General features: G+C 73.8%; 16 protein-coding genes. 11 read left to right on the top strand and 5 right to left on the bottom strand.

What is annotated here, in order from left to right; translation table 11 throughout:
• Position 1: 1 nt before the first annotated feature.
• Positions 2–1276: an ABC transporter ATP-binding protein gene (locus SL103_RS33355; protein ID WP_069572674.1), complete on the bottom strand. Its 1275-nt coding sequence runs from the start codon at positions 1274–1276 to the stop codon at positions 2–4.
• 175 nt (positions 1277–1451) lie between these two features.
• Between SL103_RS33355 and SL103_RS33350 the strand changes: the two genes are divergently transcribed.
• The 4 genes from SL103_RS33350 (at position 1452) to SL103_RS33335 (ending at position 5243) form a co-directional block, all read left to right on the top strand.
• Complete coding sequence (locus tag SL103_RS33350) at positions 1452–2186, top strand: ABC transporter permease (protein ID WP_069572673.1); 735 nt, start codon at positions 1452–1454, stop codon at positions 2184–2186.
• On the top strand, positions 2186–2947 hold the full coding sequence (locus SL103_RS33345; RefSeq protein WP_069572672.1) for an ABC transporter permease: 762 nt from the start codon (positions 2186–2188) through the stop codon (positions 2945–2947). The genes SL103_RS33350 and SL103_RS33345 overlap by 1 nt, the downstream gene beginning before the upstream one ends.
• Before the next feature lie 12 nt (positions 2948–2959).
• Positions 2960–3925, top strand: coding sequence for an ABC transporter substrate-binding protein (locus SL103_RS33340; protein ID WP_069572670.1), 966 nt, complete (start codon positions 2960–2962; stop codon positions 3923–3925).
• Between the two features lie 64 nt (positions 3926–3989).
• Positions 3990–5243 (top strand): hypothetical protein, encoded by a 1254-nt coding sequence (locus SL103_RS33335; protein WP_069572669.1) that lies wholly within the window; start codon positions 3990–3992, stop codon positions 5241–5243.
• A 166-nt stretch (positions 5244–5409) separates the two neighbouring features.
• Here the strand turns inward: SL103_RS33335 and SL103_RS33330 are convergent, their stop codons facing one another.
• Positions 5410–6552, bottom strand: coding sequence for an NADH-quinone oxidoreductase subunit D (locus SL103_RS33330; protein WP_069572667.1), 1143 nt, complete (start codon positions 6550–6552; stop codon positions 5410–5412).
• Between the two features lie 44 nt (positions 6553–6596).
• A complete protein-coding gene (locus tag SL103_RS33325; protein ID WP_069572666.1) occupies positions 6597–7640 on the bottom strand; it encodes an SAM-dependent methyltransferase in 1044 nt (347 codons plus the stop codon).
• Positions 7641–7814: 174 nt separating this feature from the next.
• Here SL103_RS33325 and SL103_RS33320 point away from each other — a divergent pair, with 174 nt between their 5' ends.
• The 3 genes from SL103_RS33320 to SL103_RS33310 all read left to right on the top strand — a co-directional run bounded on the left by SL103_RS33320 (position 7815) and on the right by SL103_RS33310 (position 10855).
• Positions 7815–9020 (top strand): sensor histidine kinase, encoded by a 1206-nt coding sequence (locus tag SL103_RS33320; protein ID WP_069572665.1) that lies wholly within the window; start codon positions 7815–7817, stop codon positions 9018–9020.
• Between the two features lie 256 nt (positions 9021–9276).
• On the top strand, positions 9277–9960 hold the full coding sequence (locus SL103_RS33315; RefSeq protein WP_069572664.1) for a response regulator: 684 nt from the start codon (positions 9277–9279) through the stop codon (positions 9958–9960).
• A gap of 178 nt (positions 9961–10138) precedes the next feature.
• Positions 10139–10855, top strand: a complete 717-nt coding sequence (locus tag SL103_RS33310) for a glycoside hydrolase family 75 protein (RefSeq protein ID WP_069572663.1) — start codon at positions 10139–10141, stop codon at positions 10853–10855.
• A gap of 148 nt (positions 10856–11003) precedes the next feature.
• On the opposite strand, the gene SL103_RS33305 is transcribed toward SL103_RS33310, so the two are convergent.
• Positions 11004–12113 (bottom strand): DUF5937 family protein, encoded by a 1110-nt coding sequence (locus SL103_RS33305; protein ID WP_069572662.1) that lies wholly within the window; start codon positions 12111–12113, stop codon positions 11004–11006.
• 100 nt (positions 12114–12213) lie between these two features.
• On the opposite strand from SL103_RS33305, the gene SL103_RS33300 reads away from it, so the two are divergent.
• The gene (locus tag SL103_RS33300) at positions 12214–12429 is read left to right on the top strand and encodes a hypothetical protein (RefSeq protein ID WP_069572661.1); all 216 of its coding nucleotides are present in this window, start codon (positions 12214–12216) and stop codon (positions 12427–12429) included.
• Positions 12430–12631: 202 nt separating this feature from the next.
• On the opposite strand, the gene SL103_RS33295 is transcribed toward SL103_RS33300, so the two are convergent.
• Positions 12632–13777, bottom strand: coding sequence for a threonine aldolase family protein (locus SL103_RS33295; protein WP_069574345.1), 1146 nt, complete (start codon positions 13775–13777; stop codon positions 12632–12634).
• A gap of 478 nt (positions 13778–14255) precedes the next feature.
• On the opposite strand from SL103_RS33295, the gene SL103_RS33290 reads away from it, so the two are divergent.
• The 3 genes from SL103_RS33290 to SL103_RS33280 are packed head-to-tail and all read left to right on the top strand — an operon-like array spanning position 14256 to position 18447.
• On the top strand, positions 14256–15464 hold the full coding sequence (locus SL103_RS33290) for a Rossmann-like and DUF2520 domain-containing protein (protein ID WP_069572659.1): 1209 nt from the start codon (positions 14256–14258) through the stop codon (positions 15462–15464).
• Positions 15461–16687, top strand: a complete 1227-nt coding sequence (panC, locus tag SL103_RS33285) for a pantoate--beta-alanine ligase (protein WP_069572658.1) — start codon at positions 15461–15463, stop codon at positions 16685–16687. The genes SL103_RS33290 and panC overlap by 4 nt, the downstream gene beginning before the upstream one ends.
• Complete coding sequence (locus tag SL103_RS33280) at positions 16684–18447, top strand: L-aspartate oxidase (RefSeq protein ID WP_208870006.1); 1764 nt, start codon at positions 16684–16686, stop codon at positions 18445–18447. Before panC ends, SL103_RS33280 begins: the two co-directional genes overlap by 4 nt.
• Positions 18448–18494 lie beyond the last annotated feature (47 nt).

The following is an 18494-nucleotide window of genomic DNA, read 5'->3' as shown; positions in this document are numbered from 1 at the left end:
GTCAGGCGCCGCCGGGGCCCGGGACCGCGTCGAGCGTGACCCCGCCGCGCGGCACGTCCGCGGTGTCGGCGGTGGTGGAGCGGCGCAGCGCGCCGTGCAGCCCGGCGGGCGTCAGGACGCCCAGATGGCGGTCGCCGTCCCGTACCGCGATCCAGCCGGCGTCGTGCTGGAGCAGCGCGCTGAGCGCCTGCTTGAGGGGCGATCCGAGCGGCACCCAGGCGTCCATCGGCCGCGCGTGGGCACGGACGGTGCTCCCGGCGCCGGATCCCGACCCGGACCCGGACCCGGACCCGGCCGGTGCCGCGGGCCCGGTGCCCGTGCCCGGCGCGGTTTCCCCGCCCGGTGCCTTTTCCCCGCCCGGTCCGCCGCCGCGCAGAGCCGCGGCGGCGACCCAGCCGTACGGCGCGCCGTCGGCGTCCAGGACGACCGCCCAGGGCGCGCCCTCGTCGGCGAGCCGGCCGGCGGCGGAGGCGGCGGGATCGTCGAGCCGGACGACCGGCGGCGCTTCGAGGTCGCCGGGCTCCACCGGGGTGACGGCGAGCCGCTTCAAGCCCCGGTCCGCGCCGACGAACTGCGCGGCATACGGGGTCGCGGGCGCGCCCAGCACCGTCGCCGGGGTGTCGAACTGCTCGATCCGCCCGGCCCCGTACACCGCGATCCGGTCGCCCAGCCGGACCGCCTCCTCGATGTCGTGGGTGACGAAGAGGACCGTCTTGCGGAGCGTGGACTGCAGCCGCAGGAACTCGTTCTGCAGGTGCTCGCGGACGACCGGGTCGACGGCGCCGAACGGCTCGTCCATCAGCAGGACGGGCGGGTCGGCGGCGAGCGCCCTGGCCACCCCGACCCGCTGGCGCTGGCCGCCGGAGAGCTGCTCGGGATAGCGGTCGCCGTACGCCGACGGGTCCAGGCCGACCAGGTCGAGGAGTTCCGCGGCGCGGGCCCTGGCCTCCTTGCGGGGCCGGCCGAGGAGGTGGGGGACGGTGGCGGTGTTGTCCAGGACGGTCTTGTGGGGGAAGAGGCCGACCTGCTGGATCACGTAGCCGATGCGGCGGCGCAGCTGGACGGGGTCGACGGTGGAGATGTCCTCGCCGTCCAGGAAGATCCGCCCGCTGGTGGGCTCGATGAGGCGGTTGACCATCTTCATCGTCGTGGTCTTGCCGCATCCCGAAGGCCCGACGAGCGTGACGAGTTCCCCCTCGGCGACCTCGAAGGTGAGGTCGTCGACGGCGGTGGTGCCGTCGGGGTAGCTCTTGCTGACGTGCTCGAAGCGGATCATTCTTCCCCCAGGTGTGGACGGGGCCATTGTGGCCGGGCGGTCGTGAACGCGGTGTTGCGGGCGGATGGCGATGCGGCCGGTGAGCTGCGCGACCGGGGCGATTGTCAGTGGTGGGGTTTAGGGTCGCAGACAGTAATCGAAGAAATGAGCGAGAGGGCGGGGGAGGTGACGGGCCATGAGCGGCCACGCCGCCGGGCCGAGCTGCCTGGAGACGAACGACTGGATCTGCGGTGAGTATCTGCGCACCCGCAGCCAGGAGTTGACCGACGCCACGGTGCAGCACCTCGGCATCACCGTGGTGTCGGTGCTGATCGGGCTGGTGATCGCCTTTCCGCTGGCCCTGCTGGCCAGGAGCCGGCGGGGCGCGGCCGGCCCGGTCCTGGGCCTGACGACGGTGCTCTACACGGTCCCCTCGCTGGCGATGTTCGCCCTGCTGACACCGGTGTTCGGGGTCTCGGCCGCGGTGGTCGTCACGGGCCTGGTGCTGTATTCGCTGACCATCCTGGTACGCAACATCCTCGCCGGGCTCCAAGCGGTGCCCGCCGAGGTGCGGGAGGCCGCCCGGGGCATGGGATACGGCCCCGCCCGCCTGCTGCTGGAGGTGGAACTCCCGCTGGCACTCCCGGCGTTGGTGGCCGGCGTGCGGATCGCCACGGTCTCGACGGTGGCGATGACGACCATCGGCTCCGTCGTCGGCTACGGCGGCCTGGGCAATCTCATAGCCAGCGGCATGGAGGGCTTCTTCAAGGCGGAGGTGCTCACGGCGTCGGTGCTGTGCGTGCTGCTGGCGCTGCTCGCCGATCTGCTGCTGATGCTCCTCCAGCGGCTGCTGACGCCCTGGACGCGGGCGCAGGCGCGCGGCGGGGTGCGGGCGCGGCGCGGGGCGCGTGTGGCGAAGGCGGCGGGCTGATGGGGGCGATCGCGGGGGCCTGGCAGTGGCTGACGACGGCCGCCAACTGGGCGGGGGAGAAGGGCGTCTGGCACCGGCTGGCCGAGCATCTGTGGCTCAGTGGCGTGTGTCTGGCGCTGGCCTGCCTGATCGCCCTGCCGGTGGCGCTCTGGCTCGGGCACCTCGGCAGGGGCGGGGCGCTGGCGGTCAGCCTGTCCAACGTGGGGCGGGCGGTGCCCACGTTCGCGGTGCTGGTGCTGCTGACGCTCAGTCCGCTGGGCCGGCACGGGGACTGGCCGACGGTCATCGCGCTGGTGCTGTTCGCGGTGCCGCCGCTGCTGACCAACGCCTATCTGGGCATGCGGGAGGCGGACCGCGATGTCGTCGAGGCCGCCCGCGGGATGGGCATGTCGGGGCCGCAGCTCCTGCTGCGGGTCGAGATACCGCTCGCCTACCCGCTGATCATGACCGGTCTGCGGTCCGCCACCGTCCAGGTGGTGGCGACCGCGACGCTGGCCGCGCTGGCCGGCGGCGGGGGCCTGGGCCGCATCATCACCGCGGGCTTCGGCAACTACGACACCGCTCAGGTCGTCGCGGGCGCCCTGCTGGTGGCCGTGCTCGCGCTGGCCGTGGAGGGCGTCCTCGTCCTCGCCGAGCGGCTCCTCGACCCGATGCGGGGGCGGCGGCGTGCCGCCCGTGGCGCCCCGGCGGCGCGTACGACGTCGCGCCGGGCTCCGGCCCGGACCGACGCGACCGGACCCGAACTGATCCGAACGGACTGAATGGTGGCATCCATGAGCAGCACCTCGCGCGCGTCCCGTACCGCGCTCGTCGCGGGCACCGTCCTCGCACTGGCAGCCGGGCTGGCCGCATGCGGTGGCCAGAGCCTGGAGGAGAAGGGCGGTTCCCACGGCAAGGGCGGCAAGGACGAGATCGTCATCGGCTCGGCCGGTTTCACCGAGTCGAAGGTGCTCGCCGAGATCTATTCCCGTCTCCTCTCCGACGCCGGTTACCGCACCCGCATACAGACCCTCGCCAATCGCGAGCTGTATGAACCGGCCCTGGAGAAGGGGCAGATCGATGTGGTCCCGGAATACGCCTCCACCCTCGCCGAATTCCTCAACGCGAAGCAGAACGGCGCCAAGGCGAAGCCCGTCGCCTCCAGCGACATCGACAAGACGGTGACGGCGCTGAAGAAGCTCGCCGCACCGCGCGGACTGAAGGTGCTGCCGGCGGGCTCCGCGACGGATCAGAACGCCTTCGCGGTCAGCAAGGAATTCGCCGCCGAGCACAAGCTGAAGACCCTCTCCGACCTCGGCGCTTCCCACCAGAAGATCAAACTCGCCTCGGGGGAGGAGTGCGAGACCCGGGTGTTCTGCAAGCCCGGCCTGGAGAAGACCTACGGCATCGACATCACCGGCCTGGACCCCAAGGGGGTCGGGACGCCGCAGGCCAAGCAGGCGGTCAAGGACGGCACCGACCAACTGGTGCTCACCACGACCACGGACGCCACCCTCGACAACTTCGGACTGGTGCTTCTGAAGGACGACAAGAAGCTCCAGAACGCCGACAATGTGCTGCCGGTGGTGAATGCCAAGAGCGCGGGCGACAAGGAGATCGAGACCGCCCTCGGGAAGCTCACGAGTGCGCTGACGACCGAAGACTTGATCAACTTGAACCGCAAGGTCGATGCCGAGCGACTCAAGCCCGCGGATGTCGCGCAGGCATTTCTGGAGTCGAAGGGGCTGGTCAAGAAGTAACCAGCGGGAAACGGATCGGCGGGCGGGGCCCCATAGGTCCCGCACGCACGGTAAGTTTCTGGCCATGCCACGAGGACGCCACCGCCATTCACCACCCCTCCACCGGCTGCTTCCTCCGTCGACGGTCGCCGGTGTGTCAATCGCCTGCGCCGCGGGCGCGTGGTTTGTCGGCGACGACCTGGTGCAACGGGTGCTCGCCGCGGGCGCGGCGGCCGCCGCACTCACCGGCGCCGTCCTGCTGCGGTCCTGGGACCGCAAGGCCGGCCGCCGGGTCGCCGAACTCACCCGCGCCCGGGTGCGCGACGAGTGGCGCACCGAGGAGCGGATAGCCGAACTCGAAACGGACGTCGAGGAGTCCCGCGAGCTCCGCACCGCCCTGGAGGGCAAACTCCGGGCCAAGCGCGCCGAATTGGCCCGGCTGCGCAGCGAGCACGCCGAGCTGCTGCGCCGCTACGCCACCGCCGAGACCGAGCGGGCCAGCGCCCTGGAGGGCCGCCGGCTGCTCGCCATCGAGGCCGCCCCGGCCAAGGCGCTGCCGGCCGTCGCGGGCCCGCCCCGGCCCCTCGACGCGCTGCGTACCGCGAAGGCCACCGTCCCGGCCCGGCGCGGGCCCGCCGACGACCGGAGCCGGCCGGCCCCGGACGCCGCCGCCTACGCCCAGGCCGACCAGGCGCTCCGTCAGCTGGCCCGCAACGCCGCCCGGCAGCGCGCCGCCCGCGACGCCGCGCCCGCCGCCGGCGGCAACGCCGCGCAGCGCCCCTCCGGTGGCGCCACCGGCACCCCGCAGGGCCGGGACGGTGACGGCCGGGGGAAGGCCCCGGCGGCCGGCGCCGAGCGCACCGGCGGCGCGGACCGGGCCCGTACGGCACCCGGCTCCGCGCTCCGTCCGGTCCCGGCCACCGCCGCCGCCCTCACCCCGGCCCGCCCCACCGCCTCCCGCGAACTGGGCGGCTTCGACTTCTTCGGCAACGGCAGCGACGCCCCCGCCCGGCAGCTGCCCGCCCCGCTGGAGGAGGACCTGGCGGACGTCGTCGGCGACGAGGCGCTCGCCGAGCAGTCCGCCCGTGCCGAAGCCCGCCACCGGGCCCGTACGCAGGACCGTCCGCAGCTGGCCGCCGGCAGCGACGAGCGGCCCGACGACGCGCAGACCGGCAGCGACGAGTCCGGCACCGACGGGCCCGGCACCGGCGAGGACAGCGCCGGCGCGCCCGTGGCCGACGGTCCGACCACCAGCGGCGCCGGCGAGGTCATCGACCTCACCGCGCACGACGAGACCGAACAGCTCGACGTCGGCGTGCTGCGCAGCGCCATCTCCTGACCCGCACGGCACCCGCCGCGCCCGGCCCCTGCCCGTCAGCCCTCGGCCCCGGAGCTTTCCCGAGCACCGGGGCCGAGGGCCTTTCACGTTCCGGACCGACACCTCCCGGGCCGCCGCCCTACCTGTCGATCTACATGTCGATCCACGTGTCGATCCACGTGCCGACCTACTTGTCGATGTCGCCCACCACGAAGAACAGCGAGCCGAGAATCGCGACCATGTCGGCGACCAGCGTCCCCGGCAGCAGCTCCACCAGCGCCTGGATGTTGTTGAACGACGCCGAGCGCAGCTTGAGCCGGTACGGCGTCTTGTCCCCCTTGGAGACCAGGTAGTAGCCGTTGATCCCCAACGGGTTCTCGGTCCACGCGTACGTCGCGCCCTCGGGCGCCTTGAGGACCTTCGGCAGCCGCTGGTTGACCGGCCCCGGCGGCAGCTCCGCCATCCGGTCCAGGCAGGCGTCGGCGAGGTCGAGCGCGTTGTGGCTCTGCGCCAGCAGGCACTCGAAACGCGCCAGGCAGTCGCCCTCCTGGCGGGTTATCACCTTCAGCGTGGACGCCAGCTCCCCGTACGCCAGGTACGGCTCGTCCCGCCGCAGGTCGAAGTCCACACCGGACGCGCGGGCGATCGGCCCGGACACGCCGTACGCGTGCACCGTCTCCGGCGCGAGCACCCCCACCCCGCGGGTCCGGCCGCGGAAGATCTCATTGCCCAGGACCAGGTTGTCGAAGACGTCCATACGGGAGCGCACATCGGCGACGGCCTGCCGGGCCCGGCCGAGCCACCCCGCCGGCAGGTCCTCCTTGAGGCCGCCGACGCGGTTGAACATGTAGTGCATCCGCCCGCCGGACAGCTCCTCCATGACCGCCTGCAGCTCCTCGCGCTCCCGGAACGCGTGGAACACCGGAGTGATGCCACCCAGCTCCAGCGGATACGAGCCGAGGAACATCAGGTGGTTCAGCACCCGGTTCAGCTCGGCCAGCAGCGTACGCATCCACACCGCACGCTCGGGCACCTCCATGCCCAGCATCCGCTCGACGGCCATCACCACGCCCAGCTCGTTGGAGAACGCCGACAGCCAGTCGTGCCGATTGGCGAGCATGACGATCTGGCGGTAGTCGCGCGCCTCGAAGAGCTTCTCGGCACCCCGGTGCATGTACCCGATGACCGGTTCGGCGTGCTGGATGCGCTCCCCGTCCAGGACGAGGCGCAGCCGCAGCACACCGTGCGTCGAGGGATGCTGCGGCCCGATGTTCAGCACCATGTCGGTGCTCTCCGCCGCGCCGCCGATGCCGACCGTCGTCTCCGTCATGGGAACAGTCTCGCAGGACACCGCACCGGCACCCCTGCTGGCCCTCAGCCGTCCCACTCCTCGAACAGCGCCGCGCACCGCCCGCCCACCGGCTCCAGAAGCCACCCGAAGCCGCCCAGCCCCGCCGGGTCCGTCAGCTCCGCCGCCGACCCCGCTGCGCCCAGCGCCCGCACGTAGGCGGCCGGGTCGCCGGCGGCCAGGGCGAGCGGCGGACGACGGCCGTCCACCCCGAGGGCGCGCAGCGCCGCCCGCTGCGTCGTCCGCCGGGCCGACGGCCCCGCGCAGGCGTCCAGCGCCACATGCGCCGTGATGTCGCAGCTGCCGTCGGGCACCGGCCGCACCTCGCGGCCGTCACGGAAACCGGTGAGCGTACCGAAGAGCGGCCGGTCCCCCTGCTCGTGCGCATAGTCGGCGGCCACCGCGAGCCCGGCGCGCAGCGACCCCACGGCCCGCGCCCACGCCTCGTCCCGGGGACGGCCGATCTCGGCGCGCAGCCCCGGCTCACCCACCGGCCAGGCGGCGCCCTCGGCGGCCTCCAGCGGCGGCGTCCACCAACGGCGCAGCCACTCCGCGTCCGCCCCGTCCACCGGATCACCCAGCCGCTCCGCGCCGTCGGCCCGTACCAGGACCCGGCGCGCCACCCCGTCTGCACCGGTCTCCACGACATCCACCGGGACGTTGTCGAGCCACTCGTTCGCGAACAGCAGCCCGGTGACCGAGCCCGCCGCCGGCAGCTCACCGAGCCAGCCGATCCGCGGATCGAGCCCCTCCGGGCGCGCGGCCCGCTCGACGGCGTACGCACCCACCCGCCCGGCCACCTCGGCAGGCAACGCGGCCAGCACGCCCGTCAACAGCTCACCGCGCCCCGCCCCCACATCGACCAGCGCCAGCTCCTCCGGATGGCCCAGCGCGGCGTCGACGCGCAGCAGCAGCGCCGCGACGGCACCCGCGTAGAGAGGCGAGGCGTGCACGGACGTCCGGAAGTGGCCGGCCGGACCCGGACCACCGGGCCGGGTGTAGAAGCCCTCCTCGGCCCCGTACAGCGCCCGTTCCGTCGCATCCCGCCACCCGCACCACTCGCTCGTCACCCGCCCCACGGTACGGGGGGAGCGCCCGGCGGACCCATGGGCGTGCCACGCCCGCCATCCCCAGGACCGACACATTTGGTGCAGCGAGTCTCCACCTTGGGGAGTACGCCCGGCGCACAGGATCGCTCCTCCGGTTGACCCGTACACCTATCAGGGCTGCCTACGCTGGGTTACGTGCAGCGCCTCTACGACTTCTTCCGCAGGCACCCGACGGGGGTGGACACCTTCTGGGCGGTCCTCCTCCTCGGGTTCACCGGCCTGTGGATCGTGTCCGACGTCCACGGCGCCAGGGAACTCCCCGCCACGCTCTTCACCCTCGGCCTCTGCCTGGTCATCGCGCTGCGCCGCAAGGCCCCCGTCAAGATGCTCCTGCTGACCGCCGCCATCGGCGTCGGCCAACTGGTCTTCTACGTCCCGTCCAACCCGGGCGACTTCGCGATGTTCGTGATCACGTACACCGTCGCGTCCGGCCCCACCATCCCCCGCTGGGCCTCCCGCTGCGCCCTGCTCGGCGCCCTCATCGGGCCCGCCCTGTCGGTGTGGCGCTTCTCGGAGGCACCCGTCAGCCGCCCGGCATGGGAATCGGCGTTCTTCACCGGGCTGCTCACCGTGCCCTTCGTCCTGGCCTGGGTGCTCGGCGACTCCATGCGCACCCGCCGCGCCTACTGGGCACAGCTGGAGGAGAAGGCCGCCCGGCTGGAGAAGGAGCGCGAGGCACAGTCCCGGATCGCGGTCGCCGCCGAACGTGCCCGGATCGCCCGCGAACTGCACGACGTCGTCGCGCACAACGTCTCGGTGATGGTCGTCCAGGCCGACGGCGCCGCCTACGTCCTCGACGCCGCCCCCGAGCAGACCCGGCAGGCACTGGAGACGATCTCCGGCACCGGCCGCCAGGCACTGGCCGAAATGCGCCGCCTGCTGGGCGTGCTGCGCACCGGCGAACAGGCGGAGGGCGGCGAGTACGTGCCCCAGCCGGGCGTCGAGCAGCTCACCGACCTCATGGACCAGGTACGCGGCGCGGGCCTGCCGGTCGACTTCCGGGTGGAGGGCGAACCGCGCCCGCTGCCCAGCAGCATCGAGCTGACCGCCTACCGCATCGTCCAGGAAGCGCTCACCAACACCCGCAAGCACGGCGGTCCCGACGTCGGGGCGACCGTCCGCCTCTTCTACAAGGACAACGACCTCGATCTGCTCGTCGAGGACGACGGCCGCGGCGCCCGGCACGAGCTCTACGAAGAAGGCGGCGCGGACGGCCTCGGCCACGGCCTGATCGGCATGCGCGAACGGGTCGGCATGGTCGGCGGCAGCCTGACCGCGGGCCCGCGGCCGGGCGGCGGCTTCCGCGTCAGCGCCGTCCTGCCCCTCAAACCCGCACAGTGAGCCACCGCCGCCAGGCCGGCCCGCCCCGCTCCGCTCTCCACCGCGTTCGCCCGCAGGGTTCCCGTGTGTTCTCGTGTGATCCCGTGTGTTCCCGTGGTGGGGCAGAGGAGGTGCCGAGGTGGTGCCGACCCCCGGGTTTCGGCACCGGTTTCGACCCTGGCTCCGTCACCTGCTCCGCCCCCTGCTCCGCCTCTTGTTCCCTCCCCTGCCCGCCCCCTGTTTGCCCTGCCCCCGTGTCCGAAGGGATCCTCCTGCCATGACCATCCGCGTGATGCTCGTCGACGACCAGGCGCTGCTGCGCACCGGCTTCCGGATGGTGCTCGCCGCACAGCCCGACATGGAGGTCGTCGCGGAGGCGGGGGACGGCATGGAGGCGCTGGAGGTGCTGCGCTCCACCAAGGTCGACGTGATCCTCATGGACGTCCGCATGCCGCACCTGGACGGTGTGGAGGCCACCCGCCGGATCTGCGAGGGCGGACAGAAGGAGGACGCCCCCAAGGTCCTCATCCTGACCACCTTCGACCTGGACGAGTACGCCTTCTCCGCACTGAAGGCCGGGGCCAGCGGCTTCATGCTCAAGGACGTGCCGCCCGGCGAACTGCTCGCCGCGATCCGCGCGGTGGAGAGCGGCGACGCGGTCGTCGCGCCGTCCACCACCCGCCGGCTCCTGGACCGCTTCACGCCGATGCTGCCCGCCACCTCCGCCGCTCCGGACCGTCCCGAGCTGGGGCGCCTGACGGACCGCGAACGGGAGGTGCTGCTGCTGGTCGCCCAGGGGCTGTCGAACGGTGAGATCGCCGCACGGCTGGTGCTGTCCGAGGCGACCGTCAAGACCCATGTCGGCCGCATCCTCACCAAGCTGAGCCTGCGGGACCGCGTCCAGGCAGTGGTGCTGGCGTACGAAACGGGGCTCGTCCGGGCCGGGGGAGCGGGAGCGTAGGCGCGGGCGTGCGGCCGGGGTGCGCTACCGGGGCGTAGGGGCGTACGGCGAAGACGGGCGCGGGTGCGCGGCAGGGGCGATGGTGGGAGGAAGTGACCGGCAAGAGGCTTGACGCGCCCGCCGGGGAGGAGCAGATTTGCGGGCGGTAAGGAAACTTTCCTAACAGAAGGGTTCCCTCGTGCGCAGACGAACTCTCGCCCTCGCCACCGCCTCCGGCGCCGCCCTGCTCGCCGCGGCCGCCCTCCCCGCCACCGCCCAGCCCGCCGCCCACCGCACCACCACCGCCGCCCCGGGCGCCGGCCTCCAGGAGGGCTCGGTCAGCGCGGCCGACTTACTCGCGAAGCTCAAGGGCTGTTCGCAGCTCTCCAACGGCAAGTACCGCACGGACGAGGAGACGTCGGCCACCGTGCCGGTCTGCGGCAAGAACGGTGCGGTCTTCTGGAAGGCCGACATGGACGTCGACTGCGACGGCCAGACCACCTCGAAGTGCAACGCCGACACCGACCCCTGGTACCAGGACGACACCGCCTTCCACCAGTCCAACGGCAAGCCGCTGAACGCCGAGAAGCTGCCGTACGTCGTCGTCCCCAGCGTCAGCGGCATCTGGAACTACGCGTCCGCCGGCATCAAGGGCGGCGGCGTGGTCGCCATCATCTACAACAACCAGGTCGAGTACGCCGTCGTCGGCGACACCGGCCCCGACAAGATCATTGGCGAGGCGTCCTACGCGGCGGCCAAGGGCCTGGGCATCGACCCCGACCCGGAGAACGGCGGCGCCGATTCGGGCGTCACCTACGTCCTCTTCAAGAACTCCAAGGCTTCACCGATCGAGAGCCACGCCGACGCGGTCAGCCGCGGCGACGCCCTGGCGAAGAAGTTCCTGCAGGACAACTGACGGGGGCAACGAAACCGCCGACTCCACCCCACCGCTCCCCCCGGGGGGACCCCCACCCCCACCCCACCCCTCCCCGCCCCTCAACGCCGCACGTCTTTCAGCGCAGCACGCGCCTCAATGCAGCACGCGCCTCAACGCCGCACGTCTCTCAACGCAGCACACCCTCAAGGAAGTCGCTGCCCAGCCGGGCCACCACCTGGAGGTCCAGCTGGTGCAGCACATAGCGCCCCCGGCGCCGCGTCAGCACCAGCCCGGCCTTCTTCAGCATCGCGACGTGCCGCGACACCTCCGGCGGGGTGATGCCGTACGCGTGCGCCAGCTCTCCCGTTGTGTGCGGCCCGCGCGCCAGCGTGCGGCACAGCTGCATCCGCATCGGATGCCCCAGGGCCTCCAGCCGCTGCTGCACGAGCTCCAGCGTGGCCGGCGGCGGCAACTCCGGGCTCGCCACCGGGTACTGGATCACCGGTCGCCACCCCGGGGCGTGGCTCACCAGCAGATGCGGCCAGCCGAACGACGTCGGCAGGAACGTGACCCCGGGGTCGTCGGCATTCGCGAACGCCGTCGTACGGCCCCCGGCCAGCTTGTCGACCACGATCCGCGCACCACCGCTGCCGTCCTGCGCCTCCTCCAGCGAGAGCGCCGCCGACGTGGCGGGCAGCGTCTCGGCCAGCCCCTTGCGGCGCAGCAGTTCGGTCTTGTGCCGGGCATCGGCGGCCAACTGGATGCCCACCCGCCGCCAGATGTCCCCGAAGAACGCCTCCTCACAGTCCTCGAACAGCCGGCGCAGCCACACCCGCAGCCCGTCGGGGTCGGTCAGCATGCGGTCGGTGAACGCCGCCTGCCGTGGGCCGCGCGCGGCGGCCATCTCCCGTACGCGGGCCCGCTCGTCGGCATCGACCAGCGGCGACGGCGTGGCCTTGGTGTACGTCGCCGAGCAGGAGATCTCGAACGCCGCGGCCACGAACCGCTCGTCGTCGATCCGGTCCAACTCGTCCAGTTCCTCGGCCAGCGTCGCCCCCGGCCGGGCCGGCAGCAGAATGTCGGAACGCGACGACCGCCACAGGAAGTCCGCCTCACACAACCGGTCGGCGAGGTCGGTCTTCAGCGCCGCGTTGGTGGCGGTGACCCAGCCGTGCAGCCCCGGATGGTGCCCCGGCTCGGACAGCGCGTGCAGCGCGGCGCACAGCTCCGCCAGCGGCGAGGGGCAGAAGATGACACGCTCCGGCGGCAGCCCGGTGATGTCGATGACGTTGGCCATGAGCCCATCATGCGCGACCTCGTGACCCGCTCGGCCGTCGATTGACGGCTCCCGTCAATCGATGCGCCCCACGTCGTCGGACCGCCGCACAGTGGCACCCATGAACGCCACTCAGCAGCACCTCCTCGACACCTACCGCGCCGCCCGACGGGCCGAATCCGCTCCGCCCGCCCCCGGCGCCCACACCTTCCGCACGCTCCGCGACCTCCTCCGGTGGCGCCGCTCCCGCACCGCCGTCCCGGAGCCGGCACCGCGCACCGCCCCGGTCGTACGCACCGCCCCCCTGCACCACCACGCCGAGCCCACCAAGCCCTGACCCAGAGCCCGAGCCCTGACCCAGGGCCCTGACCCCGAGCAGGTCTCCGCCCTTGCGAGCCCGTACTCCCCCCTCCCTTTACTCCCCCTCCCTTTGGTTCTTCCGTCACGGCCGCACCTCAGACAAGCCGCGGCCCACCGCACAACTCCGACCACGTCAGCCACGGAACACCACGTCAGCCGCGCCGCACGTCAGCCCCGTTTCACTCCCGCTTCACCCCCGCACGAACCCCTTCCACGTAGCCCAGGAACTCCGCGACTGCCGAGCGCACCTCCGCGGCGGTCCAGTCCATGGCGGAGGCGGCGACCGTCACCTCCGTCAGAGCCACCCCGGGCGGCCCGCCCAGGTCCGCCTCGAACCACTTGCGGAACAGCGTCGTTCCCGTCTCCTCCGCCTGCCGGACGACGGCCTCGTTCAGAACCGCCGGCGGATGGGGCAGCCACACCTGGAACTGATGGGTGTGCGGGACCTCCGGATGCACCCTGAACCACGGCACGGCGGCGTCCGCCAGACCCTCGCCCAGCGCCCGGGCGACGACCTTCGCGTGGGCGACGTACCCGGGCAGGCGCGGCAGCTCACGGTCCAGGCCCGCCAGGGCGGCCAGCGCGGCCGGCCACTGCTGGAACAGCTGGCCGCCGTACCGGTGCCGCCAGGCCCGCGCCTCCGCCACGAAGTCCTCGGGACCGGCGAGGGCGGCGCCCGATATGCCGTCCAGGGACTTGTAGTAGGACACGTACACGCTGTCCGCGAGAGCGGCGATCTCCGTCAGCGGGCGCCCGAAGTGCGGGCCGCACTCCCACAGGCGGGCACCGTCGAAGTGCACCACCGCGTCCCGGTCCCGGGCCGCCGCCACCACCGCGGTCAGCTCGTCCCAGTCAGGTAGGACGAACCCGGCGTCCCGCAGCGGCAGTTCGAGCGCGAGGGTGCCGAACGGCTCCTGCAGGTCGTGGATCTCGTCGGCGGTCGGCAGCCGCGGCGCCTGCGTCGGATGCACCATGCGCAGTCCGCTGACCACCGCATAGGCATCGCGCTCGTGGACCTCCAGGTGGGACAGCGGGTGGCCGGCCACGGTCGGGTTGCCCGTCCGCCCCGCCCAGCACCGCAAGGCCACCTGCTGGGCCATCGTGCCGGTCGGGAAGAACGCGGCGGCCTCGGTGCCCAGGACTTCCGCGGTCCGGCGCTCCAGCTCGCCGACTATGCCGTCGTCGTTGCCGTAGAGGTCCGTCCAGTCGTCCAGGTCGTACGCGCCGGGAGCGTCGTCCGCCAGCCGGGCCAGCCGCTCGCGGACCGTCTCGACGGGCACGCCGCCCGCCAGGACCCGGCGCGAGCCGCGGATCGCCGCGAGCATCCGGGACCGCCCGACCGGCGCCAAACCGCCCGCCCCCACCGTGCCGCCCGCGTCCACCGAATCCACCGTGCCGCCCGCCTCCACCGCGTCCACCGAACCGTCCACCGCGCCCCCCGAGCTGTCCGAGCCGTCCGCCGCCCCCGTTGTCACGGTCTCCGCTGTCACGGTCTCCGCCTGCGCCACTGTCGTCTCCGGCTTCCCGCCCGGCACGCCGTCCCCCGTTGTGCTCATCGTCCTCACAGCCCCCTGCCTGGTCTTTTCTCCGCGCTTCGCGCCGCGATCCCGTCCGCGTCCGCCCCGCGCCGTCGCACCGATCATCGCCCCGTCCCGCGTCGCCCCGCGACCCCTGTGGATAACTCTCGTGAGAGACCCATGTCTCACCCTCCGCACAGCTCTGAAGTCCGCCGGAAACACTCGCGTAGCATGGCGAGGAATCGTCCGGTACCCCCCGCGGACTGGAACGGAAGGCCATCGCCGCGTGAATCCAACCCCACCCCTCGAGGCCCAGGACCGCCCCGCCCGGCTGACCGTCGGAGTGGTCGGCGCAGGCCGTGTCGGGCCCGCCCTGGCCGCCGCGCTGCAGCTCGCGGGGCACCGCCCGGTCGCGGTGTCGGGAGTCTCCGACGCCTCCGTACGGCGCGCCGCCGCACTGCTCCCCGACGTCCCGCTGGTCACCCCCGCCGAGGTGCTCGCCCGCGCTGACCTGGTCCTGCTGACCGTTCCCGACGACGCGCTCGCCGACCTGGTGACCGGGCTCGCCGAAACCGGCGCCGTACGGCCGGGCCAGCTGCTCGTGCACACCTCCGGGCGCTACGGCACCGCCGTGCTGGACCCGGCGACCCGGGCCGGCGGGTTGCCGCTCGCCCTGCACCCGGCCATGACGTTCACCGGCACCTCCGTGGACGTGCAGCGGCTGGCCGGCTGCTCCTTCGGGGTCACCGCGCCCGAGGAGCTGCGGATGGCCGCCGAGGCGCTGGTCATCGAGATGGGCGGGGAGCCCGAGTGGATCGCGGAATCCGCCCGTCCGCTCTACCACGCGGCGCTCGCGATCGGCGCGAACCACCTGGTCACCCTCGTCGCCCAGTCGATGGAGCTGCTGGCCGACGCGGGCGTGCGGGCCCCGGACCGGATGCTGGGCCCGCTGCTGGGCGCGGCGCTGGACAACGCGCTGCGGTCCGGCGACGCCGCGCTGACCGGGCCGGTCGCCCGCGGGGACGCCGGCACCGTCGCCGCGCACGTCGCGGAGCTGCGCCGGCACTCGCCGCAGAGCGTCGCGGGGTACCTCGCGATGGCCCGTACGACGGCGGACCGGGCGCTGGCCCACGGTCTGCTCAAGCCGGAACTGGCCGAGGACCTGCTCGGCGTGCTCGCCGACGCGGGCGACGGCCCCGCGGCCCGCCCCACCGCTCGTCCCGCCCCGGGCCCCGCCGCCCCCGGCACCGGACCGGACGCCCCCGGCAACGGCCCCCGCACACCCGACGGCCCCGGACGCGCCGACAATCCCAACGAGCCCAACGAGCCCAACGAGCCCAACGAGCCCAACGAGCCCAACGAGCCCAACGAGCCCAACGAGCCCAACGAGCCCAACGAGCCCAACGGCCGCGACCACGACCCCGACGGCTCCGACCACGGCCCCGACCACGGCCCCGACACCCCCCACCACGGCCCCGAAGGAGGCGACCGATGACCTCCTCGCCCACGAGCCCGCAGCCGTCCCCCGAGCCGTCCTCGCAGCCGTCCCCCGAGCGCTCCTCCCGGCCGTCCGCGGGCCCCGCGGCCCGCCTGCTCCACACCGCCGCCGCGCTCCGCGACCTGCCGCGCCGTAGTGGCGCGCGCGCCGTCGTCATGACCATGGGGGCACTGCACGAGGGCCACGCCTCCCTGGTCCGGGCCGCCCGCCACCGGGTCGGGCCGGAAGGCCAGGTCGTCGTCACCGTCTTCGTCAACCCGCTGCAGTTCGGCGCCGGCGAGGACCTGGACCGGTACCCGCGGACCCTGGACGAGGACGTCGAACTGGCCGCCGCGGCCGGCGCCGACGCCGTTTTCGCGCCGTCCGTCGACGAGGTCTACCCCGGCGGCCGCCCACAGGTCCGCATCGCCGCGGGCCCCATGGGCACGCTCCTGGAGGGCGCCAGCCGCCCCGGCCACTTCGACGGCGTGCTGACCGTCGTCGCCAAGCTGCTGCACCTGACCGGACCGGACGTGGCGCTCTTCGGACAGAAGGACGCCCAGCAACTGGCCCTCATCACGCGGATGGCCGCCGACCTGAATTTCCCCGTGGAGATCGTCGGCGTCCCCACGGTGCGCGAGGACGACGGCCTCGCCCTCTCCAGCCGCAACCGCTACCTGTCCCTCCCGGAGCGGCGCACCGCCCTGTCCCTCTCCGCGGCCCTCTTCGCCGCCCGCGACCGGCTCACCGCCGAGGAGGCGCTGCACGCCCGGGCGGTCTCCACCGCCCACCCGGCCCAGGACCGCGCCGCGGCACTGGCCGCCCTCGGCGAGGACCGGGCCGCCGCCGACGCCCACGCCGTCGCGCACGCCGCCGCGAGCCCCCTCCAGGGCCCGTCCGTGGCGCGCGCCGCGGCCCGCGCGGTCCTCGACGACGCCGCCCGGCTGGAGCCGCCGCTGCTCCTCGACTACCTGGCGCTGGTCGACCCGTCCGACTTCACCGAGGTCCCCGACGACTACGAGGGCGAGGCGGTCCTCGCGGTCGCCGCCAAGGTCGGCACCACCCGCCTGATCGACAACATCCGGCTCACGTTCGTCTCGCCCCGCCCGGACACCACACCCGCCCGGCAGGCCACCGCCGGCACGGGCGGCACCGCGGCGCACCACGCCGCCACCGGCACCTCCGCAGCACCCGGCACACCGCCCACCACCCCCCACGGCACCCTGGGAGCGACCCGATGACCGCAACCGGAACAGGCCCTGCCCCCGCGACGGACAGCGGCCCCGGCCCCGCCCCGGGCAGCCGGATACGCCTGAACGCCCCCGAGCCCGGCTGGTCCATCGAGGCGGACGTGGTCGTCGTGGGCTCCGGTGTGGCCGGACTGACCGCCGCGCTGCGCTGCGCCGCCGCCGGCCGCCGGACCGTCGTCGTCACCAAGGCCCGCCTGGACGACGGCTCCACCCGATGGGCGCAGGGCGGTATCGCCGCGGCCCTGGGCGAGGGCGATTCCCCGGAGCAGCATCTGGCCGACACCCTCGTCGCCGGCGCCGGCCTGTGCGACGAGGACGCCGTACGGACCCTGGTCACCGAGGGCCCGGCAGCCGTCCACCGGCTGATCGCGACCGGCGCGCGCTTCGACACCGCGCCGGGCGGCGAGGAGATAGCGCTCACCCGTGAGGGCGGCCACCACCGCCGCCGCATCGCGCACGCCGGCGGCGACGCCACCGGCGCGGAGATCTCCCGCGCGCTGGTCGAGGCGGTCCGCGACGCCGGCCTGCGCACCATCGAGAACGCGCTCGTCCTGGACCTGCTCACGGACGCCGACGGCCGCACCTCCGGCGTCACCCTGCACGTCATGGGCGAGGGCCAGCACGACGGCGTCGGCGCCGTGCACGCCCCGGCCGTGGTCCTCGCCACCGGAGGCATGGGCCAGGTCTTCTCCGCGACCACCAACCCGGCGGTCTCCACCGGCGACGGAGTGGCGCTGGCCCTGCGCGCCGGCGCCGAGGTCTCCGACCTCGAATTCGTGCAGTTCCACCCCACCGTTCTGTATCTCGGCCCGGACGCGGAGGGCCAGCAGCCGCTGATCTCCGAGGCCGTACGGGGCGAGGGCGCGCATCTCGTCGACGCCGACGGCGTCCGCTTCATGGTCGGGCAGCACGAGCTCGCCGAACTGGCGCCGCGGGACATCGTCGCCAAGGCGATCCTGCGCCGGTCGCTCGAACAGGGCGTCGAGCACATGTACTTGGACGGCCGGCACTTCGGCGCCGCCATGTGGGAGACCCGCTTCCCGACCATCCTCGCCGCCTGCCGCGCCCACCACATCGACCCGGTCACCGAGCCGATACCCGTCGCGCCGGCCGCGCACTACGCCTCCGGCGGCGTCCGCACCGACCTGCACGGCCGCACCACCGTCCCCGGCCTCTACGCCTGCGGCGAGGTCGCCTGCACCGGCGTCCACGGCGCCAACCGCCTCGCCTCCAACTCCCTCCTGGAGGGCCTGGTCTTCGCCGAGCGGATCGCCGCGGACATCGTCGAGAACCCCGCGCCGCGCACCCCGGCCGCCGCCCGCCCCGCGGCGCCCCGCGCGACCCTCCCGCTCCTCGCCCCCGAGACCCGCACGGCCGTACAGCGGATCATGGCCGCCGGCGCCGGCGTACTGCGCAGCGCCGACAGCCTCGCCCGCGCCGCCGCCGAACTCGACCGCCTCCACCGCGAGGCCACCGAGGCGTCCACGGCGAACACCCCGGGAGCCGCACACAAGGCCCCCGAGCCCGGCGTGGAGGCGTGGGAGGCCACCAACCTGCTGTGCGTGGCCCGGGTACTGGTCGCCGCGGCCCGGCGCCGCGAGGAGACCCGCGGCTGCCATTGGCGCGAGGACCACCCGGACCGGGACGATGCCTCCTGGCAGCGGCACTTCCGCATCACCCTGGACGCGGCCCGCGCGCTGACCCTCCGCACGACGGCGACCGCCGGCTTCCCGCCGGCCGTCGCCCCGTGACCCCGCCCGACCGACCACCGACCACCCCTGACCCCGGATACGGAGCC

Source organism: Streptomyces lydicus, from assembly GCF_001729485.1.
Taxonomy (GTDB): domain Bacteria; phylum Actinomycetota; class Actinomycetes; order Streptomycetales; family Streptomycetaceae; genus Streptomyces; species Streptomyces lydicus_D.
Note: the sequence above shows the minus strand (reverse complement) of the source record. Positions and strands in the feature narration are given on the sequence as shown.

Excerpts from the sequence above, each read along its gene's own strand:
- SL103_RS33355 (WP_069572674.1), bottom strand. The coding sequence starts at position 1,276 with ATGATCCGCTTCGAGCACGTCAGCAAGAGCTACCCCGACGGCACCACC.
- SL103_RS33350 (WP_069572673.1), top strand. The coding sequence starts at position 1,452 with ATGAGCGGCCACGCCGCCGGGCCGAGCTGCCTGGAGACGAACGACTGG.
- SL103_RS33345 (WP_069572672.1), top strand. The coding sequence starts at position 2,186 with ATGGGGGCGATCGCGGGGGCCTGGCAGTGGCTGACGACGGCCGCCAAC.
- SL103_RS33340 (WP_069572670.1), top strand. The coding sequence starts at position 2,960 with ATGAGCAGCACCTCGCGCGCGTCCCGTACCGCGCTCGTCGCGGGCACC.
- SL103_RS33335 (WP_069572669.1), top strand. The coding sequence starts at position 3,990 with ATGCCACGAGGACGCCACCGCCATTCACCACCCCTCCACCGGCTGCTT.
- SL103_RS33330 (WP_069572667.1), bottom strand. The coding sequence starts at position 6,552 with ATGACGGAGACGACGGTCGGCATCGGCGGCGCGGCGGAGAGCACCGAC.
- SL103_RS33315 (WP_069572664.1), top strand. The coding sequence starts at position 9,277 with ATGACCATCCGCGTGATGCTCGTCGACGACCAGGCGCTGCTGCGCACC.
- SL103_RS33305 (WP_069572662.1), bottom strand. The coding sequence starts at position 12,113 with ATGGCCAACGTCATCGACATCACCGGGCTGCCGCCGGAGCGTGTCATC.
- SL103_RS33300 (WP_069572661.1), top strand. The coding sequence starts at position 12,214 with ATGAACGCCACTCAGCAGCACCTCCTCGACACCTACCGCGCCGCCCGA.
- SL103_RS33295 (WP_069574345.1), bottom strand. The coding sequence starts at position 13,777 with ATGCTCGCGGCGATCCGCGGCTCGCGCCGGGTCCTGGCGGGCGGCGTG.
- panC (WP_069572658.1), top strand. The coding sequence starts at position 15,461 with ATGACCTCCTCGCCCACGAGCCCGCAGCCGTCCCCCGAGCCGTCCTCG.
- SL103_RS33280 (WP_208870006.1), top strand. The coding sequence starts at position 16,684 with ATGACCGCAACCGGAACAGGCCCTGCCCCCGCGACGGACAGCGGCCCC.